Origin of the sequence: Bradyrhizobium sp. AZCC 2289 (genome assembly GCF_036924615.1) — a bacterium.
Taxonomy (GTDB): Bacteria; Pseudomonadota; Alphaproteobacteria; order Rhizobiales; family Xanthobacteraceae; genus Bradyrhizobium.
Genome location: NZ_JAZHRY010000001.1, coordinates 7,951,654 through 7,971,955 on the forward strand (window position 1 = coordinate 7,951,654; position 20,302 = coordinate 7,971,955).

At 64.0% G+C, this 20,302-nt stretch carries 17 protein-coding genes; 9 read left to right on the plus strand and 8 right to left on the minus strand.

Annotated features, from left to right (window positions below; translation table 11 throughout):
- Position 1: 1 nt before the first annotated feature.
- The 6 genes from V1289_RS37520 (at position 2) to V1289_RS37545 (ending at position 6,156) form a co-directional block, all read left to right on the plus strand.
- A complete protein-coding gene (locus V1289_RS37520) occupies positions 2–952 on the plus strand; it encodes an ABC transporter permease (RefSeq protein ID WP_334403852.1) in 951 nt (316 codons plus the stop codon).
- On the plus strand, positions 939–1,811 hold the full coding sequence (locus tag V1289_RS37525; protein WP_334403854.1) for an ABC transporter permease: 873 nt from the start codon (positions 939–941) through the stop codon (positions 1,809–1,811). The genes V1289_RS37520 and V1289_RS37525 overlap by 14 nt, the downstream gene beginning before the upstream one ends.
- Positions 1,808–2,803: an ABC transporter ATP-binding protein gene (locus tag V1289_RS37530; protein WP_334403855.1), complete on the plus strand. Its 996-nt coding sequence runs from the start codon at positions 1,808–1,810 to the stop codon at positions 2,801–2,803. The genes V1289_RS37525 and V1289_RS37530 overlap by 4 nt, the downstream gene beginning before the upstream one ends.
- Positions 2,800–3,777, plus strand: a complete 978-nt coding sequence (locus V1289_RS37535; RefSeq protein WP_334403857.1) for an ABC transporter ATP-binding protein — start codon at positions 2,800–2,802, stop codon at positions 3,775–3,777. Before V1289_RS37530 ends, V1289_RS37535 begins: the two co-directional genes overlap by 4 nt.
- A 72-nt stretch (positions 3,778–3,849) precedes the next feature.
- Complete coding sequence (locus V1289_RS37540) at positions 3,850–4,920, plus strand: alcohol dehydrogenase (RefSeq protein ID WP_334403859.1); 1,071 nt, start codon at positions 3,850–3,852, stop codon at positions 4,918–4,920.
- 153 nt (positions 4,921–5,073) lie between these two features.
- A complete protein-coding gene (locus V1289_RS37545) occupies positions 5,074–6,156 on the plus strand; it encodes an isocitrate/isopropylmalate dehydrogenase family protein (RefSeq protein ID WP_334403861.1) in 1,083 nt (360 codons plus the stop codon).
- A gap of 169 nt (positions 6,157–6,325) precedes the next feature.
- Here V1289_RS37545 and V1289_RS37550 read toward each other — a convergent pair whose 3' ends face one another.
- The 4 genes from V1289_RS37550 to V1289_RS37565 form a co-directional block, all read right to left on the minus strand.
- Positions 6,326–7,555: a CaiB/BaiF CoA transferase family protein gene (locus V1289_RS37550; protein ID WP_334403863.1), complete on the minus strand. Its 1,230-nt coding sequence runs from the start codon at positions 7,553–7,555 to the stop codon at positions 6,326–6,328.
- 44 nt (positions 7,556–7,599) lie between these two features.
- Positions 7,600–8,421 carry an enoyl-CoA hydratase gene (locus tag V1289_RS37555; protein WP_334403865.1) on the minus strand — a complete coding sequence of 274 codons (822 nt, stop codon included), beginning with the start codon at positions 8,419–8,421 and terminating at the stop codon, positions 7,600–7,602.
- A gap of 21 nt (positions 8,422–8,442) precedes the next feature.
- The gene (locus tag V1289_RS37560) at positions 8,443–9,168 is read right to left on the minus strand and encodes a glutathione S-transferase family protein (protein ID WP_334403867.1); all 726 of its coding nucleotides are present in this window, start codon (positions 9,166–9,168) and stop codon (positions 8,443–8,445) included.
- 189 nt (positions 9,169–9,357) lie between these two features.
- On the minus strand, positions 9,358–10,713 hold the full coding sequence (locus V1289_RS37565) for a L,D-transpeptidase family protein (RefSeq protein WP_334403868.1): 1,356 nt from the start codon (positions 10,711–10,713) through the stop codon (positions 9,358–9,360).
- A gap of 289 nt (positions 10,714–11,002) precedes the next feature.
- Between V1289_RS37565 and V1289_RS37570 the strand changes: the two genes are divergently transcribed.
- Together V1289_RS37570 and V1289_RS37575 are read left to right on the plus strand one after the other, a co-directional pair.
- Positions 11,003–11,983 (plus strand): Bug family tripartite tricarboxylate transporter substrate binding protein, encoded by a 981-nt coding sequence (locus V1289_RS37570; protein ID WP_334403870.1) that lies wholly within the window; start codon positions 11,003–11,005, stop codon positions 11,981–11,983.
- A 59-nt stretch (positions 11,984–12,042) separates the two neighbouring features.
- Positions 12,043–13,689, plus strand: coding sequence for an FAD-dependent oxidoreductase (locus V1289_RS37575; RefSeq protein ID WP_334403872.1), 1,647 nt, complete (start codon positions 12,043–12,045; stop codon positions 13,687–13,689).
- A 343-nt stretch (positions 13,690–14,032) separates the two neighbouring features.
- On the opposite strand, the gene V1289_RS37580 is transcribed toward V1289_RS37575, so the two are convergent.
- Positions 14,033–14,428 carry a helix-turn-helix domain-containing protein gene (locus tag V1289_RS37580; protein WP_309183528.1) on the minus strand — a complete coding sequence of 132 codons (396 nt, stop codon included), beginning with the start codon at positions 14,426–14,428 and terminating at the stop codon, positions 14,033–14,035.
- 601 nt (positions 14,429–15,029) lie between these two features.
- On the opposite strand from V1289_RS37580, the gene V1289_RS37585 reads away from it, so the two are divergent.
- Entirely contained in the window at positions 15,030–15,356 is a 327-nt protein-coding gene (locus tag V1289_RS37585) for a hypothetical protein (protein ID WP_334403875.1), read from the plus strand.
- A 230-nt stretch (positions 15,357–15,586) separates the two neighbouring features.
- On the opposite strand, the gene V1289_RS37590 is transcribed toward V1289_RS37585, so the two are convergent.
- The 3 genes from V1289_RS37590 to V1289_RS37600 all read right to left on the minus strand — a co-directional run bounded on the left by V1289_RS37590 (position 15,587) and on the right by V1289_RS37600 (position 19,976).
- The gene (locus V1289_RS37590) at positions 15,587–16,912 is read right to left on the minus strand and encodes a dicarboxylate/amino acid:cation symporter (RefSeq protein WP_334403877.1); all 1,326 of its coding nucleotides are present in this window, start codon (positions 16,910–16,912) and stop codon (positions 15,587–15,589) included.
- Positions 16,913–17,069: 157 nt separating this feature from the next.
- Positions 17,070–18,578, minus strand: a complete 1,509-nt coding sequence (locus V1289_RS37595; RefSeq protein WP_334403879.1) for a sensor histidine kinase — start codon at positions 18,576–18,578, stop codon at positions 17,070–17,072.
- Positions 18,579–18,701: 123 nt separating this feature from the next.
- Positions 18,702–19,976 (minus strand): serine hydrolase domain-containing protein, encoded by a 1,275-nt coding sequence (locus V1289_RS37600; RefSeq protein WP_334403881.1) that lies wholly within the window; start codon positions 19,974–19,976, stop codon positions 18,702–18,704.
- Between the last annotated feature and the right edge of the window lie 326 nt (positions 19,977–20,302).

The window sequence follows — 20,302 nt, forward strand, 5'->3', positions numbered from 1 at the left end:
GATGCTGTTCTTTGTCGCCCGAAGGCTGCTGTATCTGGTCCCGGTCCTGGTCGCCGTATCGCTGCTGACATTTCTGATCGCGTCGCTCTTGCCGGGCGACCTCGCTTACGTGATCCTGGGCGATCAGGCGACGCCGGAAAAGGTTGAGGCGCTGCGCCATGACATGGGGCTCGATCAACCGGTGTTGTGGCGCTACGTCAGCTGGCTCGGCCATATCCTGCAGGGCGACTTCGGACGATCCTTCCGGACCGGACAGACCGTGCTGCAGGCGGTGACCGAGCGGCTGCCGGTTTCGCTCGAACTGATGCTGCTGGCCGAGATCATGGGGCTTGCCATCGGCGTTCCCTTGGCCATCGTCTGCGCGGCGCGCAGCGGCGGCGCTTTCGACCGCTTCATGACCGGCAGCGCGTTCGGCATGCTGTCGGTGCCGACCTTCCTGTCGGCGATCCTGCTGATCTATTTGTTCGCGGTCGAACTGCGCTGGCTGCCGGCGACCGGCTACGTGCCCTTCACGGAAGATCCGACCGGCAATTTGCGCTTCTTCGTGTTGCCGGCGCTGACGCTGGCGCTGGCCGAATGGCCGGGGATCATGCGCGTGCTGCGTTCCGACATGATCGCGACACTGCAGGAGGACTACATCGCGCTGGCCAAGGCCAAGGGATTGACCGCGTCGCGTATCCTGTTCGTGCACGCGCTGAAACCCTCGTCGCTGACGCTCATTACGATCACCGGAATCAATATCGGGCGATTGATCGGCGGCGCAGTCATCGTCGAAACCATCTTTGCACTGCCGGGGATCGGCCGGCTTCTGGTCGGCGCGATCAATACCCGCGACCTCATCATCCTGCAGGGCGTGGTGCTGCTGGTCGCCGCGGGCTTCGTGCTGATGAACTTCATCGTCGACCTGCTCTACGCCGTCCTCGATCCCAGGATTCGTCATGGCCACGCTTGAACTCTCGCTCGAGGAAGATGTCACCGCCGCAGCAGCGCCGCGCGCGCGCCGGCTAGGTCCGCTGTTCTGGATGGCGATCGGCTGGATGACCTTCGTGTTTGCAGTGGCGATATTGGCCGACGTGCTGCCGCTGCCGAGCCCGACCGACATGGACATGCTGGAGCGGCGGGCGCCGTTCTCGTTTGCGCACTGGCTGGGTACCGACGGGCTCGGGCGCGACGAACTGTCCCGGCTGATTCATGGCGCGCGGATATCGCTGGTGGTCGGCCTCTGCGCGCCGATCATCGGGCTCACGATCGGTGGTGCGCTCGGCATACTCGCGGGCTATTTCCGTGGCCGCTTCGAAACCTATGTCGTCGGCAGCATGGATGTGCTGCTGGCGTTCCCGCCGCTGATCCTGGCGCTCGCCGTCACCGCCTTTCTCGGGCAATCGATCCTCAACCTGACCTTGATTCTCGGTGTGCTCGGCGTTCCCGCCTTCATGCGTGTCGCGCGCGCCTCGACGCTCACGCTGGCGCGGCGCGAATTCGTGATTGCGGCGCAGGCGCTCGGCGCCACCCATGCGCGCATCCTGCTGCGTGAGTTGCTGCCCAATGTCCTGCTGCCGCTGCTGGCTTTCTTCCTGCTTGGCGTTGCCGTCTTCATCGTGGTCGAAGGCTCGCTGTCTTTCCTCGGCCTCGGCGTGCCGCCGCCGATCTCAAGCTGGGGCAGCATGATCGGGGAGGGGCGCGAGAGTCTCGATGTGGCGCCGCGGCTCGCCTTCCTGCCGGCGATTGCGATGTTCCTGACCGTGCTGTCCTTCAATCTGGTCGGCGACACCTTGCGGGCGCTTACCGATCCCCGGCAGGGCGCGCTGTGAGCGAGGGCGCGCTGCTTTCGATCGAGGACGTGTCGGTCGATTTGCCGACACCGCGCGGTAATCTGCGCGCGGTCGACCGTGTCGACCTCACGGTCGGGGCCGGGCGGACGCTCGGGGTCGTCGGCGAATCCGGCTGCGGCAAGACCATGCTGTCGCGGGCGGTGCTGCAGCTGTTGCCGAAAAAAGCAAAACTCTCCGGCCGCGTGATGTTCGACGGCCAGGATCTGGTGCGGCTTGCGCCCGAAAGACTTCGAAAGCTGCGCGGCCGGTCGCTGGCGGTCGTGTTCCAGGATCCGATGACGTCGCTCAATCCGGTGCTGACCATCGGCACCCAGTTGATGGAGACGCTGCAGGAGCATCTGGAGCTCGATATGGCCTCGGCGCGACAACGCAGCGTCGAGCTGCTGGCGGCGGTCGGCATTCCCGCGCCGGAACAGCGCTTGATGCAATACCCGCATCAGCTCTCGGGCGGCATGCGGCAGCGGGTAGCGATCGCGATCGCGCTGTCGTGCGAACCGAAGCTCTTGATCGCCGACGAGCCGACCACCGCGCTCGACGTGACCATCCAGGCGCAAATTCTCGATCTGCTGGCGCGGGAGCAACGCCGCCGCCACATGGCGATGATCCTGATCACCCATGACCTCGGCGTCGTTGCCGGCCGCACCGACGAGGTAGCGGTGATGTATGCCGGCCGCGTGGTGGAGCGCGCGCCGACGCCGGCCTTGTTCAAGAAAATGCGGATGCCCTACACCGAGGCGCTGCTGGCGGCGATCCCGAAGATCGATGCCGCCCCGCATACGCCGCTGCCGGCGATATCCGGACGGCCGCCCGATCCGACCCGGCCGTTGCCCGGCTGCTCGTTCGCGCCGCGTTGCCGTTACGCGGACGCGCGGTGCCAGACCGAGAAGCCTTCGCTCAGCGAAGCTGAATCGCGCGATCATCTGTACGCTTGTTTCCATCCGGTTGAGACCGCGGCCGAGGCCTCCGCATGATGCACGGCACCCCGCCAGCCCCGAGCGATCCGCTTCTCGACGTGAAAAATCTCGTCGTCGAATATGGCGTCGGCGGCAAGATCGTCCACGCGGTGTCCGGTGTCAGCCTGCAGGTCGCGCGCGGCGAGACGCTTGGTCTGGTCGGCGAATCCGGCTGCGGCAAATCCACACTCGGCCGCGCGGTGCTGCAATTGCGCCAGGCGGTGTCGGGGAAGGTGCTGTTCGACGGCCAGGATCTGACGGCGATGCACGGCGACACCTTGCGCAAGATGCGCCAGCGCGTGCAGCTGATTTTTCAGGACCCGATCGCCTCGCTCAATCCGCGGCGCCGGATCGGCGACATCATCGCCGAACCGTTGGTGATCGCCGGCGTCAAGGATCCGGCCGAACGCAGGCAGCGGGTCTGCGACGCGCTCAGCGCCGTCGGCCTCGATCCCCAGCTTGTGATCGGGCGCCTGCCGCACGAATTTTCCGGCGGGCAGTGCCAGCGCATCTGCATCGCGCGCGCGCTGGTGCTCAATCCGGACTTCGTGATCTGCGACGAGCCGGTCTCGGCGCTGGACGTTTCGATCCGTGCGCAGATCCTCAATCTGCTGGAAGAGATGAAGGCCCGCTACGGGCTGACGCTGCTGTTCATCGCCCACGATCTGGCCGTGGTGAAAGCGGTCAGCGACCGCGTGGCGGTGATGTATCTCGGCCGCCTCTGCGAAGTGGGGCCGTCCGAGCAATTGTTCGCCCATCCGGCGCATCCCTATACCGCGCTGCTGATCGAGGCGATCCCGGTGCCCGATCCGGACGTCCGCCCGGCCGAAAGCGTGCCTGTCGGCGAGCCGCCGTCGCCGATTGCGCCGCCCTCCGGTTGCCGTTTTCGCACCCGCTGCCCGCGCGCGGATGCGCGATGCAGCAGCGAGATGCCGGAACTTCGCGCTGTCGCGCCCGGCCAGTTCGCGGCTTGCCATCATCCGCTGATCTGAATAACCAGATGCGCCTGTTGGACGGACGTGGCAGTGTCCGTCGTCAAGAACAATAATACCGGGAGAGCAGCGATGAAGAGTTTCCAGGTTGCCGATTTCAACGCCCCCTTGAAGGAAGTGGATCAGCTGACGCCGCAGCCATCGGGAACGCAGGTGCTGATCAAGGTCAAGGCGGCCGGCGTCTGTCACAGCGATCTGCACATCTGGGAAGGTGGCTACGATCTCGGCCATGGCCGCAAGCCACTCTCGCTGAAAGATCGCGGCGTGTCGCTGCCGCGCACGATGGGGCACGAGTCCGTCGGCGAGATTTTGGCGTTCGGGCCTGACGTTGCGGCCCGAGACAAGGGCGATCTCAAGGTCGGCGACGTGGCGCTGGTCTATCCCTGGCTCGGTTGCGGCAAATGCGAGATCTGCCTTGGCGGCGACGAGAACATGTGCGTGGTCAAACCGAATTCGATCGGCGTCTATTGCGACGGCGGCTATGCCGATCACATGACGGTGCCGCATCCAAAATATCTCCTCAATCTGAAGGGGCTCGATCCCGTCACCGCCGCGCCCTATGCCTGTTCCGGCGTCACCACCTACAGCGCGCTGAAGAAGGTCGAATCCGTCTTCCATACGCCGATCGTGATCTTCGGCGCCGGCGGCCTCGGCCTGATGGCGCTGTCGCTGCTGAAGGCGATGGGCGGCAAGGGCGCCATCGTCGTCGATATCGATGCGCGCAAGCGCGAGGCGGCAGAAGCCGCCGGCGCGCTCGCGACCGTCGACGGCAAGGCGCCCGACGCGCTGGAGCAACTCGCGAAAAAGGCCGGTGGCCCGATCCGCGCGGTGATCGATCTCGTCGGCAACGCACAGACCGCGCAACTCGGTTTCGACTGCCTGACCAAGGGCGGCAAGCTCGTGATCGTCGGGCTGTTCGGCGGCGGCGCGCCGTGGGCGCTGCCGCTGATCCCGATCAAGGCGATCACGATCCAGGGCAGCTATGTCGGCAATCTCCGCGAGACCCAGGAATTGCTCGATCTGGTCCGCACCAGGAAGATCGCGCCGATCCCGGTGACGACGATGCCGCTGTCGAAAGCCAATGAGGCGCTGGTCGATCTGCAGCAGGGCAAACTCGTCGGCCGCGCGGTGCTGACGCCGTAGGTGCTTTTTCAGGTAGGGTGGCTTCATCCTTCGAGACGCGCACAAGGGTGCGCTCCTCAGGATGAGGTCTATCACCCTCATGGTGAGGAGCGCGGCATCGCCGCGCGTCTCGAACCATGAGGCCACAGACACTCGCAATTTAGGGAACTCCCGATGTCCGCGAATAGCGCCCTCCACATCGCCGTGCTCGGCGGCGATGGCATCGGCCCCGAAGTGATGGCGCCGGCGCTCGACGTGTTGCGCAAGATCGAGGCGACCACCGATTTGAAATTCCGCTTCACCGACGCGGCCGCCGGCGCCGATAATTATCGCGAGACCGGGAAGTCGATGCCGGAGAGCACGGTGCGGCTGTGCGATGAGGCGGATGCGATCCTGCTCGGCGCCTGCGGCCTTCCGTCGGTGCGCTACCCCGATAACACCGAGATCATGCCGCAGGTCGAACTGCGCTTTCATTTCGACTTGTATGCCGGCGTGCGCCCGGCGCGGCTGATTCCGGGCGTGCCGAGCCCGATCGTCGGCGCCGACCAGCGCGGCATCGATCTGGTCGTGATCCGGGAATCCACCGAAGGCCTGTTCGCCTCGATGGGCAAGGGCGTCGTGACCGATACCGAAGCGCGCGAGACGCTGGTGATCACCCGCAAGACTTCCGAGCGGCTGTTCGAGTTTTCGTTCCGTCTCGCCGAACGCCGCAAGGCGCGCGGGCGCGTCGGTGGCGGGCTGACCTGCGTCGACAAGGCCAATGTGTTCAAGGCGTTTGCGTTCTTCCGCGAGATGTTCGATGACGCCGCCAAACGCCACCCCGACGTCAAGGCCGACCGGCTCTATGTCGACGCCTGCGCGGCGCTGCTGGTCAAGCGTCCCTGGGATTTCGACGTGATGGTGATGGAGAACATGTTCGGCGACATCCTCTCCGACATGACCGCCGGCCTGATCGGCGGCATGGGCATGGCGCCCTCGGCCGATATCGGCGACCGTCACGCCGTGTTCCAGCCCTGCCACGGCACCGCCCCCGATATCATGGGGCAGGGCAGGGCCAATCCGACCGGCATGATCCTCTCCGCCGCAATGATGCTGGACTGGCTCGCCGACAAGCACGGCCTCGAGGCCGCCGCCGAAGCCGGCGAACGAATCGAGCGCGCGGTCGACAAGGTCTACGCCGACGGCATCAAACCGATGGAGTTCGGCGGCAGCAACGGCACGGCGGAGATCGCGAAGGCGGTGCTGGCGGCATTGTAGGTGAGACGGGCGCGATAACCCCGCGCGTCGTCCCGGCGAAGGCCGGGACCCATAACCCCGGTAGTCTGTTGTTGCAGTAGATGTCTCACAGCAGCACTCAATCGAAGGGCCGCGGCGTATGGGTCCCGGCGCAAGGCCGGGACGACGTGGAGAGTTTTCCGAACGCCTCTCAAATCGTCCGCGCCGCCTTCAGCTTTGCGATCGCCTCGGCATCATAGCCCAGCGACTGCAAGATTTCGTCATTATGCTCGCCGAGATCCGGCGTCGCCGTTCTGATCTCGCGATCGAATCCCGTGATCTCGCAGGGCTGTGCGATCAGGTCGAGTTCGCCGAGCCGGGGATGCGTGACCGGGCGCTTGATGCGCAGCGCCTCGACCTGCGGGTCGGAAAAGACGTCCCGGATGCTGTAGACCGGGCCGCAGGGAATGCCGGCCTCGACCATCATCTCGAACCATTCGCGGCTGGTCTTTGCGCGCAAGGCTGTGGCGATCAGTTCGTTGAGCGCTTCCTTGTTGCGGCGGCGCAGCACCGAGGAGGCGAAGCGCGGATCGGTCGCCATTTTTTCGCGGCCGATCAGCTTGCAGAACAGCTGAAAGTTCTTGTTGCTGGTGGCGGCCAGATTGAGAAAGGAATCCGCCGTGGGATAAAGCCCCATCGGCACGTTGGTCGGATGGTAGTTGCCTTCCTGCGGCGGCACCTTTTTGTCCATGGTCCAGCGCGTGGCCTGGAAGTCGAGCAGGGTGATGCCGGCTTCGATCAGCGAGGTCTGTACCCAGCGGCCAACGCCTGAAACTTCGCGGTCGAGCAGCGCAATCAGGATGCCCTGGGCCAGGAATGCGCCGGCCATGATATCGGTGACGGCGACGCCGGCGCGGACCGGGCCCTGGCCGGGAAGGCCGGTCACCGACATGATGCCGCTCATGCCCTGCGCGATCTGGTCGATCGAGGGCCGCGCGGTGTAGGGGCCGTACTGGCCGAAGCCGGAAATGCTGCCGTAGACGATGCGCGGATTGCGCATCTTCACCGATTCGAAATCGACGCCGAGCCGCTTGGTGACGCCGGGCCGCATGTTCTCGACGATGACGTCGGCCTGTTCGGCGAGCCGCATCAGGATCTCGCGGCCCTCGTTGGTCTTCAGGTTCAGCGTGATCGCGCGCTTGTTGCGATGCAGGTTCTGGAAGTCCGAGCCGTCGCGCCGTCCGACCAGTTCGCCGGCGTCGCCGTCTTCCGGCGGTGGCTCGACCCGGATCACGTCGGCGCCCCAGTCCGCCAGCGTGCGCACGCAGGAGGGGCCGGCGCGCGCCAGCGTCAGGTCGATGACCTTGAAACGCGACAGCGGCAGCCGCGGCTTTTCGGTTTGCGCATTGGTTGAGCCGAACCCTTCGACGGGCTTATGCATGCTGATCCCCGGGATGATGTGCGACGGGTGGTTTTGAGCGTCGGCTATTTGCCGTTGAATCGTGGCTTGCGCTTTTCCATGAACGCGGTGCGGCCCTCGCGAAAATCCTCCGAGTCCATGCAGGCGGAGCCGATCTGCTTGATCGCGTCCATGTCGCGACGGCTTTCGTCCTTCAGCACCTGGGCGATGGTGATTTTGGCGGCCTTGATCGCCAGCGGCGCATTGCCGGAGATGGTGCGCGCGATCTCCATGGTGGCGTCCCACAGCTCGGGGCCGGGCAAGACGCGGTCGACCAGTCCGATACGCAACGCTTCCGCGGAATCGATCTTCATGCCGGTGTACATGATGAGCCGCGCCCAGGACGGCCCGACCAGCGAGACCAGATGTTTCAGGCCGTCATAGCCATAGGCGATGCCGAGCTTGGCGGCGGGAATGCCGAACTGGCTGTTCTCGGCGGCGAAGCGGATGTCGGACATCATCGCCACCTGCATGCCGCCGCCGAGGCAGAAGCCGCGGATGCAGGCGATCGTCGGCTTCGGGTAGCTCGCGAGCAAAGCGCGCTGCGCCTCGCTGCGCCTGGAATATTCTTCCGAGGCTGCCGCGTTATGACGGGTCTTTTCGAACTGGCTGATATCGGCGCCCGACACGAACGCCTTGTCGCCGGCGCCGGTCAGGATCACGACGCGCACGTCGGGATTGTCGCGCAATTCAATCAGCGCGCTGCCGAACCCCTCCCACATCTCCAGCGACATCGCGTTGCGCTTGTCGGGATTGTTGAAGGTGATGATCCCGACGCCGTCAGCGACGCTCTGCAGGATCTTGCCGTCGGCGTAGGACTTTTCGGCGTTTTTGGGAGTGTCGAGCATGGGTCAGGATCCGGTTCGGGTTCAGGAGGTAAGGAAGGGGCCGAAATTCGCGCGCTCATAGGCCGGCCGTGCCTGCAGTTTAGTCCACCAGTCGTGGACGCGGGGATGTTTCTTCGCCGTCATTTCATCCGGCGCAATTTCCTCGTCGATCCGCTTCACAAAGGGCGCTGCGGCTATATCCGCGATTGAATAGGTTTTGCCGACCAGCCAGCCGGACGGTTTCAACGCCTCTTCCATCTTGTCGAGCAGCACCACCAGTTTTCCGCGCGCGGCGTCGCGCTCTTCCTCGGTGTAGGGTTTTCGCGCGGCCCGGATCCAGGCTTCCTGGCGCTCCTTGCTCGGGATGTTCTTGAGTTTTTCGGCGAGCTCCTCGTCGGTCCATTGCGACGCGGTTTTCGCCAGATGGTGCCGCCAGTTGAAGATGATGAGATTGCCGATCAGGGCGTCGATATGCCGGATCCAGTTCCGCATCAGGGCGCGCTGATATGGCGCGTCCGGGCGCAGCGGCGGATCGGGGAACGTCTCGTCGAGATATTCGCAGATCGTGCCGCTCTCGTGCAGCGGCTGGCCGTCGTGGATCAGGGTCGGGATCACCCCCAGCGGATTGATCTTCAGGTACTCCGGCGAATGATGCTCCATCGCCGCCATGTCGACGACGTGGCCCTCGTAGGCGAGGCCCTTTTCCTCGAGGCACAGCCGCACCCGGCGAGACGCGCTGGAACGCCAGCCGTGGTGCAGGATCATCATGGTCGCCTCCCGAAGCCGATCAACCGGCCTTTTTATTGGGAATGTGGTGCCACGTTTCGGTGATCGCGGGCAAGGTCCGGCGCCGGGACCGATCCATGCGTTGGTGCATGGTCATTGAGTTGAGGCGCCAGGTGTCACCTCTCCCGATGGGAGAGGTGGCCGAACGCGCGGCCGCCCACGATACCAAATTCACTGCGCCAGATGGGCGGTCAGCGGGTGGTCGGCGGCCTTGTTGAAGAACGCGGCTTCCTCGGCGGTCGCTTCCAAAAGCTGCTCGTCCTGGTCGTAGATGTCGTTGCGGAACTGGACGGTCTGGTCCCTGGTCATCCAGGCCGTCAGATAGATCCACGCCACCGGCACCTTCTTCGTTACCGCGATGTCGTGGCGCTGGCCGGTCGCGATCGCGGCATCGATTGCGGCTCTGTTCCATTGCGACTGGTCCTTCAACAGCCAGGCGGCGAGATCGCGCACATTGTCGACGCGCGAGCAGCCGTGGGAGTCGAAGCGGTAGTCGTCGTTGAACAGGTTGCGCTGGTTGGTGTCGTGCATATAGACCGAATAGGAATTCGGCATGTCGATCTTGACCGCACCGAGCGCATTCCAATTGCCGGACTGCTGGCGCACCGTAAAATTCGGCGCATGCGTGCCGGACCAGTCCACCGAATGCGGGTCGATCGGCGCGTCGTTGGCGCCGAGCACGTCCATGTGCATGCGGGAGAGGTAGCTCGGGTCCTTGCGCATATGCGCGGAGATTTCAGTCTTGGCGATCGAGGACGGCACGGTCCAGGTCGGGTTGAGATTGACGCTGGTGATCTCTGCGGTCAGCGTCGGCGACGGCTTTTCGGTCTTGCCGACGATGACGCGATAGCGCCGCACCACCTTGTCGTCCTCGACGGCTTCCGCGAATGTCGCGGGAATGTTCACGACCACGTAGCGCTGGCCGAACGAGAAATTCATGTTGCCGAGGCGTTCCAGCGAGGCCTCGAGCTGCCTGATCCGCTTCTGCACCGGCACGTTGAGCGCGGCCAGCGTGCGCGGCGTCACCGTCCCCGTCAGCGCGAGGCCATGGCGGGCCTGGAAGCGCTTGACGGCTTCTGCGAGCGCATCGTCGTAAGCGCCGGTCGCCTTGTCGGCGGCGAGGTCGCCGGTGATGATCAGGCGCTTGCGCAGCAGATCGTCGTTGGGGCCGGGCGTGCCATTCGCGAATTTGGCGTCCGCCGGAATCATGGGCCATCCACCGCGCACCGCCAGATCAGAGTAACTGAGCGCGGCCTCGCGGATGCGTTGCGCGCTGCCTTCGTCAAAAGTCGGTTCGTGCGAGAGTGCCAGCGCTGCCGCCGAGCGCTGTTCCGGCGTGGAGGCGGCCGCCGCCGGCTTTGCCGGCGCGGCGTGCGCGGAAGGAGGAGCACCCGCCGGCGCGACCGTTGCTGGTTTGCCCTGGGCGAGCGTCGTGCCGGCGTCGGATGCGCCCGAACCCGTTCCTTCAGCAAACGCCGGCGCGGCCGCGAGCATCGCGGCTATGGCAACGATTGTCATTCTTTGCATGTCAGACTTTCCTGTCAGACTCTCTTGGGATGCGCGCGAGGCGCGGATATCAAAATGATGCCGGGCGATTCGGGCCGAACGGGCCGGGCAAAGCTGCTCCACAACAGTGTTCGGCCAGATTACCCCGCGACCGTTGCGTTCTGATTAAGTTGTTGTTGAGGCTGTTGCACTGCCGCAAATCCCCTGGCCGACCCATTGCTGCGATTGGACTTTCGCCCCCTTTGCTATGTCGCCGCGCACGCTATGGTGGTTCGCAACGGATCAAGAAAACAACCCTTGGGAGAACGGCATGCCGTTGACGCGCCGGGAAGTGATTGCGGGAGGCGGTGGGCTGGTCTGGCTCGCGGGCGTTCCGGCGCGGGCCGAGACGGCCTATCCCAGCCGGACCATCAAGATGATCGTGCCCTACCCCGCCGGAGGAACCACCGATCTGCTTGGCCGACTGATCGCCGACCAGTTCAAGAACGGTCTTTCCGCCACCGTCATCGTCGAGAACAAGCCCGGCGCCGGCACGACGTTGGGCGCGGACCAGGTCGCAAAATCCGAGCCCGACGGCTACACGCTATTGATGGCGACCTCGACCACGCTTGCCATCAACAAGACGCTCTACAAGAAGCTGCCCTATGACCCCGTGAAGGACTTTGCGCCGATCGGCCTCGTTGCCGGCGTGCCCTTTGCGCTGATCATCAATCCGACGATCCCGGCAAAAACGCTGCCCCAGTTCATTGCCTATGCCAAATCGAAACCGGGACTGGCCTATGGCTCGGCCGGCAATGGCAGCCCGCAGCATCTCGGCGCCGAAATGCTGAAGACCGCCGCGGGCATCGACATCCGCCACGTGCCCTATCGCGGCAGTGTGCCGGCGATGCTCGATGTGATCGCGGGTCATATCCCCTTCATGGTGGTGGACCTGCAGCCGGCCCTGCAACAGATTCGCGAAGGCAAGGTCAGGGTGCTCGGCGTGACCACGCCGAAGCGGGTCGCAGCCGCGCCGGAGATTCCGACCCTCGCCGAAGCCGGGTTGCCCGGGTTCGAACTGGTCGCCTGGCAGGGCGTGGTGGCGCCGGCCGGCACGCCGCGGCCGATCATCGATCAACTGGCCGCACAACTGAGCAAGCTGCTGGCCGATCCCGCGACGCGCGAGAAACTCAACGCGATCTCGCTGGAGCCGTTACCGCCATCGACACCGGACAGTTTTGCGGCTTACATCAAGGCCGAGGTCGATCGCTGGGCATTGATCGTCAGGAATTCCGGCGCCGAGCCCGAATAACAAGAACAACAACATGTCATCGGTCATATTCCCTTCGCAACGCATCTTCCGTGTCCGCAATGTCTGAGTCCGATGTCCTGATCGTCGGCGCCGGACCGGTCGGGCTCACGCTCGCGATTGATCTGGCGTGGCGCGGCATCGGTGTGACTGTCGTGGAGACGCGCGCGCCGGCCGCCCCGCCGGAGCCGAAATGCAACCATGTCGCCGCCCGCACCATGGAAATTTTCCGGCGGCTCGGTATCGCCGAAAAAATCCGCAATGCCGGATTGCCGGCGGATTATCCGCACGACATCAGCTATCGCACCTCCTTCACCGGGCAGGAGCTGACGCGGATCAAAATTCCCTGCCGGCGTGACCGCTTTACGGCCACCGAGGGTCCTGATTGCAACTGGCCGACGCCGGAACCGCCGCACCGCATCAACCAGATCTTTCTCGAGCCGTTCCTGTTCGAGCATGCCGCAGCCCAGCCGCGCATCCGCATCGTCAGCCGGACCGCGGTCGAAGACGTCGTGGTGAAGGATAGTTCCGCCCGCGTGAATCTCCGTGATCTCGACTCCGGCGCGGTCAGGCGCCAAAACTGCCGCTACCTGATCGGCTGTGACGGCGCGCGCTCGGTCGTGCGCAAGGCGATCGGCGCCGAGCTTTCGGGCGACGCCATCGTCCAGCGTGTGCAGTCGACCTATATCCGCGCTCCCGGGCTGATCGATCTCCAGCAGAGCGCGCGCGCCTGGGGGACCGGGGCGATCAATCCGCGGCGCGCGGGCATGGTGTATGCGATCGACGGCAGCGAGCGCTGGCTGGTGCATAATTACATGAAGCCCGGCGAGGGCGATTTCGATTCCGTCGATCGCGATTTCTGCCTGCGCACCATTCTCGGCGTCGACGCCGGCTTCGACTACGAGATCATCTCGAAGGAGGATTGGTACGGCCGCCGCCTGATCGCCAACAAGTTTCGCGACCGCAGCGCCTTCATCGCCGGCGATGCCGCGCATATCTGGGTGCCCTATGCCGGTTATGGCATGAATGCCGGCATCGCCGACGCGATGAACCTGTCTTGGCTGCTGGCGGCCCATCTCAACGGCTGGGCGCCGGCCGCCATCCTCGACGCCTATGAGGCGGAGCGCTGGCCGATCACCAGCCAGGTTTCGAAATTTGCGATGTCGCACGCCGAAGCCGAAATTCGCCGCCGCGGCGCCGTGCCGGACGAAATCGAGGATCCGGGACCGCGAGGCGAGCAGGCGCGAGACGAAGTCGGCCGTCTCACCTATGAGATCAACGTCCAGCAATATGCATGCGCGGGCCTCAACTTCGGCACCTATTACGATCGTTCGCCGATCATCGCCTATGATGGCGCCGAACACCCGGCCTATACGATGGACCATTACACGCCGTCGACGGTCCCGGGCTGCCGCACGCCGCATCTTTGGCGCGAAGACGGCTCCTCGCTGTACGACGCGATGGGCGCTGGTTTCACGCTGCTGCGGTTCGATCCGGCAGTCGATGTTGCAGCGCTGGAAGCGGCAGCGCGCGCGCGAGCCGTTCCGCTCAAGATTCTCGATATCGAAAAAAGCCGCGCGGCCATCTTCGATGGCAACGCGCTGGTGTTGTCGCGGCCCGACCAGCACGTCGCCTGGCGCGGCAACCGGTTGCCGGCCGATCCGGCCCAGTTGATCGACCGTGTTCGTGGGGCTGCGGGCGCGCTGTGAGCCCGTCATTGCGAGCCAACGGGTCGCGCGAATGCGCGCCCGATGACAGGCTCCGCGAAGCAATCCATCTCGCCGCGCAAGCAAAGTATGGATTGCTTCGTCGCTTACGCTCCTCGCAATGACGGCTTCCTAATTCTGAATATGAGCACGTAGGTTCGCGAACAGCTCTACCCATCCTGCCTATTCGATATAAAAAAGAGCGCTGCCATTTTCCGATGGCAACGCTCTCATCTTGTCTCAGCCGACCAGACTGTAGCCTGACGCGGCAATCGGCGGTCCGCCGATCCGGTTCGATTGAGTGACCGCTTCCGCCGGGCTCGCGACCTGGAGCAGCAGGAACTGCTCAGGCTTCGTTCGCGGCGATCGATTCCATCAAGGACACCAGCTGACGCTGGACGGTCTGGTCCTTGATCTTGCTGTAGGCCCGCAGCAACCGGAGGCTGAATGCGCTGTCGAGGAACAAGAGGCTCTCGACTTCGCGTGCCTTGCCGTCGCCGTCATAGAAGAACGTGACGGGCACGTCGAGCGCGGTGGCGATCGCTTGCAGACGGGCTGCGCCGACGCGGTTGACACCCTTCTCGTACTTCTGGACCTGCTGGAAGCTGACGCCGAGCTTGTCGCCGAGCTCCGCTTGCGAGATCTTCTGCTCTACGCGCCGCAGGCGAATCCGCTTGCCCAATTCGATGTCGGGTTTGCCGGCACTGCGCTGCTTCATCTTCTTTGCTGCTGATCTGATCATTCTGATTTTACCGTCCTTCGATCGGGAAGCCCTCGATGGATTGGTCAGGGCTTCATCCGTATTTTCCGCGTTAAGTTCGTTCTCGATCGTGGTCTTAGAACCACAGGAAGCCTGAGAGATTGCGGGATGGTAGCCAAACGCATTTGCGATTTGGAAGCACCCTGATACCGGCGCTGTCGGCTACTTAAAGTCGTAGGCGCCCGGGGCGTCTTTTATCAAAACCCCGCACTCTACATTTGGCAAAATATTCGACAAACCACAACCACTGCGGGACGAATGGACACAGATTTTGATCGCATACTTACCGCCCGGCCCGCATATCCGGGTACTTCTACGGAGCCTTGGGCCGGTTTGACGCCGGTTGAAACCATCCGGCCAGGCAACCCGGGAGGGTTTTCGGCAGGGCGCCGGCCGGGCGAGCGCGCCAACTGTCATATTTCTGGACAGCGACATATCCCCGCAGCCCCGGGCGTGATCCGATTTTCGGATCAATCGCGCGCTGGACAATTTCAAAAAATTTCTGGATCATCCAGTCAGGCTTAAGCACTCGACCACGTGCCGGTGGATCAAAATCCAGCGCGCCCTTCCGTGGAGAGATTTGATGAAACGACGAACCGGATCGCCTCGAATTTATCTCGCAAGCTCGGGACCTGTAAAAATGCCGGTGGCCAATTCAGAACAACGTCTGCGGTCGCTTCTCGAAACGCTCGAGGAGTGCCGGGCGATCCTGATGGACAAGGCCAGCCTGGAACCGGCGAGATTGCTGTCATTGGCGATTCTCGAGCTTCGCATGGAACTCCATAAGGTGACGGACTCCGAACTGAAGGCGCTCTGCGACCTGATGGTGCCGGAAGACGAACCGCCGCCGCCGGACCGCAAAGAGGGACCGGGCCTGCGGCTGCCGCCCTATCTGAAGCTCATCAAGTAAATCAGCAAACTTGCCGGTGGCGTGATGGTTCGAGACCCGCGGCTTTGCCGCGCTCCTCACCGTGAGGGTCTGAGACCTCCTCCCCGAGGAGCCGGGTGCCGCGCGACGTCTCGAAGACCTCATCCTGAGGAGCGCTGCGTGAGCAGCGCGTCTCGAAGACCTCATCCTGAGGAGCGCCGCGTGAGCAGCGCGTCTCGAAGGATGAAGCCCCTGACCTCGAAAACGCGCTGCTACCCCGCGGTGACGTCGACCAGTTCGGCGCCATCGAGCACGCGCCGCGCCTTGTCGCGGTCGAGATCGCCTTCCCAGGCCGCGACCACCACGGTCGCGATGCAGTTGCCGATCAGATTGCCGAGCGCGCGCGCCATGCCGATGAACCAGTCGACCGACAGCACCAGCACGAGGCCGATCGCCGGGATGCTCGGCACCGCGTTCAGCGTCGCCGCCAGGATGACGATCGCCGAGCCCGGCACGCCATGCGCACCCTTCGAGGTGATCAGCGAGACGCCGAGCACCAGCAGGAGGTCGCCGAACGACAGCGGCGTGTTGGTCGCCTGCGCGATGAACACCACCGCCAGCGTCAGATAGATCGAGAAGGCGTCGAGGTTGAAGGAATAGCCGGTGGGAATCACGAGGCCCACGACCGACTTCTTGACGCCGAGCGCTTCCAGCTTGCGCATGATCTGCGGCAGCACGGCGTCGGAAGAGGCGGTGGCCAGAACGATGGTCAGTTCCTCGCGCAGATAGGCGAGGAATTTGAGGACATTCAGCCCGGCGAGCGCCATCACGCCGCCGAGCACGCCGAGAACGAAGATCGCCAGCGAGACATAGAACAAGGCGACCAGTGACAGCAATTGCTTGAGCGATCCGACCCCGTACTGACCGACCGTATAGGCCACCGCGCCGAGCACGCCGAGCGGCGCCACGCGCACGATCAGTCCCATCGCGCGGAACAGCACGGTCGAAACCGCGTCGATGAACGAGGTGATCTTTTCGCCCTTTTCGCCGCCGACCAGGGCCGGGCTGACGCCGAAGACGATCGCGAAGAACAGGACCTGCAGCACGTCGTTGCGCGACAGCGCGTCGAACGAGGTGGTCGGGATGATGTTGACGAGGAACGAGCCGATGCCGCCGCCCTTCAGCTTGTGGGCGTTGTCGGCATAGGTGTTGAGCGCCTTGGCGTCCAGCGTCGACGGGTCGATGTTCATGCCGTGGCCGGGGCCGAACAGATAGGCGAGCAATAGACCCACGACCAGCGCGATCGTGGTCATCACTTCGAAATAGACCAGCGCCTTGACGCCGACGCGGCCGACCTTCTTGAGATCGCCGGCACCGGCAATGCCGTGCACGACGACGCAGAACACGACCGGCGCCACGATCATCGAGATCAGTTTCAGGAACGCGTCGCTGAAGATCTTGAGCCCGACGGCGAACTCGGGTGCCGCCATCCCGAGTACAATGCCGAGCAACAGCGCCGCCAGCACCTGGACGAAAAGCGAGGTGTAAAGCGGCTTGCGCGTGTCCGGCGCGGCCGCTGCTGCGGTGATGGTCGACATAACGTGCTCCCCATTGGTCCAGGCTCGGTTCGATCGCACCTAGCAACTTGCATGCCAAAAAAGCACGCGATTTGCGTTGGCAAATATCCGGCCCGAACCCGGATCGAGCATCGCCGCAACGTCGCAAGGTGTTCGCAGCATTGCATTATTTCGGTGGTCAGCCTTCGCCATCGAGCGCGCAGGACAGCGTGTAGACGACACCGCGAGGCAGAAAATCGATGGTCGCCTCGCCGCCGAGCTGGTCGCGGGCGCTGCGTTCGATCAGCCGCGACCCAAATCCGCGCTGCACCGGGGCCGTGACCGGCGGGCCACCGGCCTCGGTCCAGATCAGCCTCAATTGGCGCCCGGTGTTGTCCTCGATGATTTCCCAATCCAGCGCGACGGTGCCGGTGTCGTTCGACAGCGCGCCGTACTTGGTGGCATTGGTCGCGATCTCGTGCACGATCATCGACAGCACCACGGCAAGCCGCGGCGACAGCGGCACCTTCGGTCCGAACATCCGAACCCGTTCCGGATTGTTGAGCAGATAGGGCTGCAGCACCCGCGCGATCAGGTCCTGCAGGTCGGAGCCCTGCCATTTTTCCTCGCTGAGCAGATTATGCGCTTCCGCCAATGCGCCGAGCCGGCCTTCGAATTTCTCGCGCTCGGTGCGGCTGGCGCTGCGAAAGGTCTGGGTGGCGAACGACTGCAGGATCGCGAGCGTATTCTTGACGCGGTGGTTGAGCTCTTCGATCAGCAAATTATGCAGCATCTCGCCGCGAGCGATGACCGCCGCCATCCGCACCGCGAAGCCGAGGCCGACCAGCAGCAGAAAGCCTCCGATCACGCTGGTGATCGCAAGGCTGCGCCACAACGGCGCGACCAGCGAGCTTTCCGCAATGCCGGCGGCCACGGTCCAGCCGGTCAGCGAGGAGCGCGCAAAGCTCGTGATCTGCGGCGTGCCTTCGAGCGAGACCGCCGGCAGGGTCGCCTCGGGCTGGTGAGACATTTCGGCATACAGCGAGGGCGAAGCACGCTTGCCGATGGTCCGTTGCGGGTTGGGGACGTGCGCGAAATTGACGCCGTCGCCGTCGAAGATCGAGATCGTCCAGTCCGCGCCCGGACGCTGCTGTTCGATGATGGCCTGGAAGATTTCGAGCGGCGGGCTGAAGGAGATGTCGAAGAGGACTTCGTCGTCGCGAATGACCGGCACTTCGACGGTCACGATGGGCCGTTTCTTGATCGCGCCGGTGAACAGGTTCGAGTAATACGGGCGCTTGGTCGCGAACACCTTTTCGACGATATCGCGGTTGTTGCGCGGCGGAAGGCTCGCGACATCCGGCGTGATCGAGGAAAACAGCAGGCGGCCCTCGCGGTCCGCGACCAGCACGACGCCTTCCTTGCCGTATTGATCGAGAAATCCCGCGGCAATGCGCCGAAAACTGTTGAAGTCGCCGCTGCGCAGCGAATCGGTTAGCGCCAGGACCTGCAGCCCGCCGGCCATGCGTTGCATTTCGGCGTCCAGCACCAGGCGGATGCTGCGCACGGTCTCGAGCACGCGCTGCGTCGCGTCCCTGCGGTCCTGCTCGTAGTTGCTGAAAACAATACCGGCCGCGAAAACGATCAGCGGCAGCATGGTTCCCGCGACCAGAAGGGCGAGACGCACTGGCAGTGAAAGTTTTGGCACAATGGTCCCGGGATCGGCGCCCAACTGCCGGGAGCATAGGAGAATGGGCGGAAATCCGCCAAGGATTTTACCCTTGCGGGTTCCACGGCGCGCGAGTGCGCCGCGGAATCCAAACCCTTGCCTTTACAGATTGCTGTCGGTGATCGCGGCGTACACCATGCTGCGCAGCTCGCGCCGCAGCGGATAGGCGCTCGACGGCAGCACCTGGGTCATGAAAATGGTGATCAACTCCTCGGCGGGGTCGATGAAGAACGACGTCGTCGCTGCACCGCCCCAGGCGTATTCCCCGGCGCTGCCGGCAATCAGGGTCTGCGCCGGGTTCATCGTCACCGAGAAGCCGAGACCGAAGCCGATGCCGTTATAGGTCGCCTCGGAGAACAGCGAGCGCGACAGCCCCGGCAGATCCATTCCGCCGGGCAGGTGATTGGCCGTCATCAAGGCCAGCGTCTTCGGGCCCAGCAGCCTGACGCCGCCGAGTTCGCCGCCGTTGAGCAGCGCCCGACAGAAGGTGAGATAGTCGGCCGCGGTCGAACACAACCCGCCGCCGCCCGAAATCAACGATGGCGGCGACAGGAACGAGCTCGTGGCGGGATCATCCTGCAATGTCAGGGTGCCCTTGCGGTCGGTGGCGTGGAACGTCATGCCGCCCTTCGCGTCGGCCGAATAGCACGCGGCGAAACGATGGGCCTTGTCGGCGGGTACGAAAAAGTCAGTGTCGCTCATGCCAAGCGGATTGAAGATCCGTTCCTTCAGGAATTGCTCGAACGGCATGCCGCTGATCAGGCCTACGAGATAGCCGATCACGTCGGTGGACACCGAATAGTTCCAGGCTTCGCCCGGCGAAAATTCCAGCGGAATTTTTGCGAGGTCCTCGATCATGCCCTGCAGCGTGCCGGCCTTGATGACCTCGCCGATCTTGTTTTCGCGATAGGCGGCATCGACGTTGGAGCGCTGCTGGAAGCCATAGGTGAGGCCGGAGGTGTGCCGCAGCAGGTCCACGATCAGCATCGGCCGCGACGGTGGCTTGGTCAGGAAGGCGGGGTGCGTCCCGGCCTGGAATACGCCGAGGTTCTTCCACTCCGGAATGTATTTATGAACGGGCTCGTCGATCGCGACGCGGCCTTCCTCGACCAGCATCATGAAGGCGACGGACGTGATCGGCTTGGTCATCGAATAGATGCGGAAAATGGTGTCGTCCCTGACCGGCGCCTTGCGCTCGAGATCGGCAAAACCCTGCACGGTCGAGTGCACAATCTTGCCGCGGCGGTAGACCAGAAGCTGGGTGCCGGGAAAGCGGCCGGCATCGACGTAGTTCCGCTTCAGATGATCCTCGAGGCGATCCAGGGCCTGCTTGGACATTCCGGCGGATTCGGGCGAGGCGGGGGTCGGGGCTAACATCGGGGCGGTCTCCGGCTGGCGAGGGAGGCCTTGATAGCCGAAAAGTGTGGCCTGTTCCAATCGCCGGCCGCTCATAACGGTCTGGTTGCAGGTTCGAGTCCTGCCGGGCCGACCAGTAAAAACAGGAGGCACTTACAAAATCGCAGATTTCTCGGTGCACAGTTTCGTGCACAGATTGGTTTGCCGATCATTCGCCGCGCGAGCGCGTTGTTGTCATGGTGTTCACTCGAATGTGGTGGTGTGATACGATGGACGAAACGGGCACAGACGCTCTCCCGCGCTGACCCTCACAGGAGTAGAGCCGCAAGTACTGCTGTTCCGTGTGG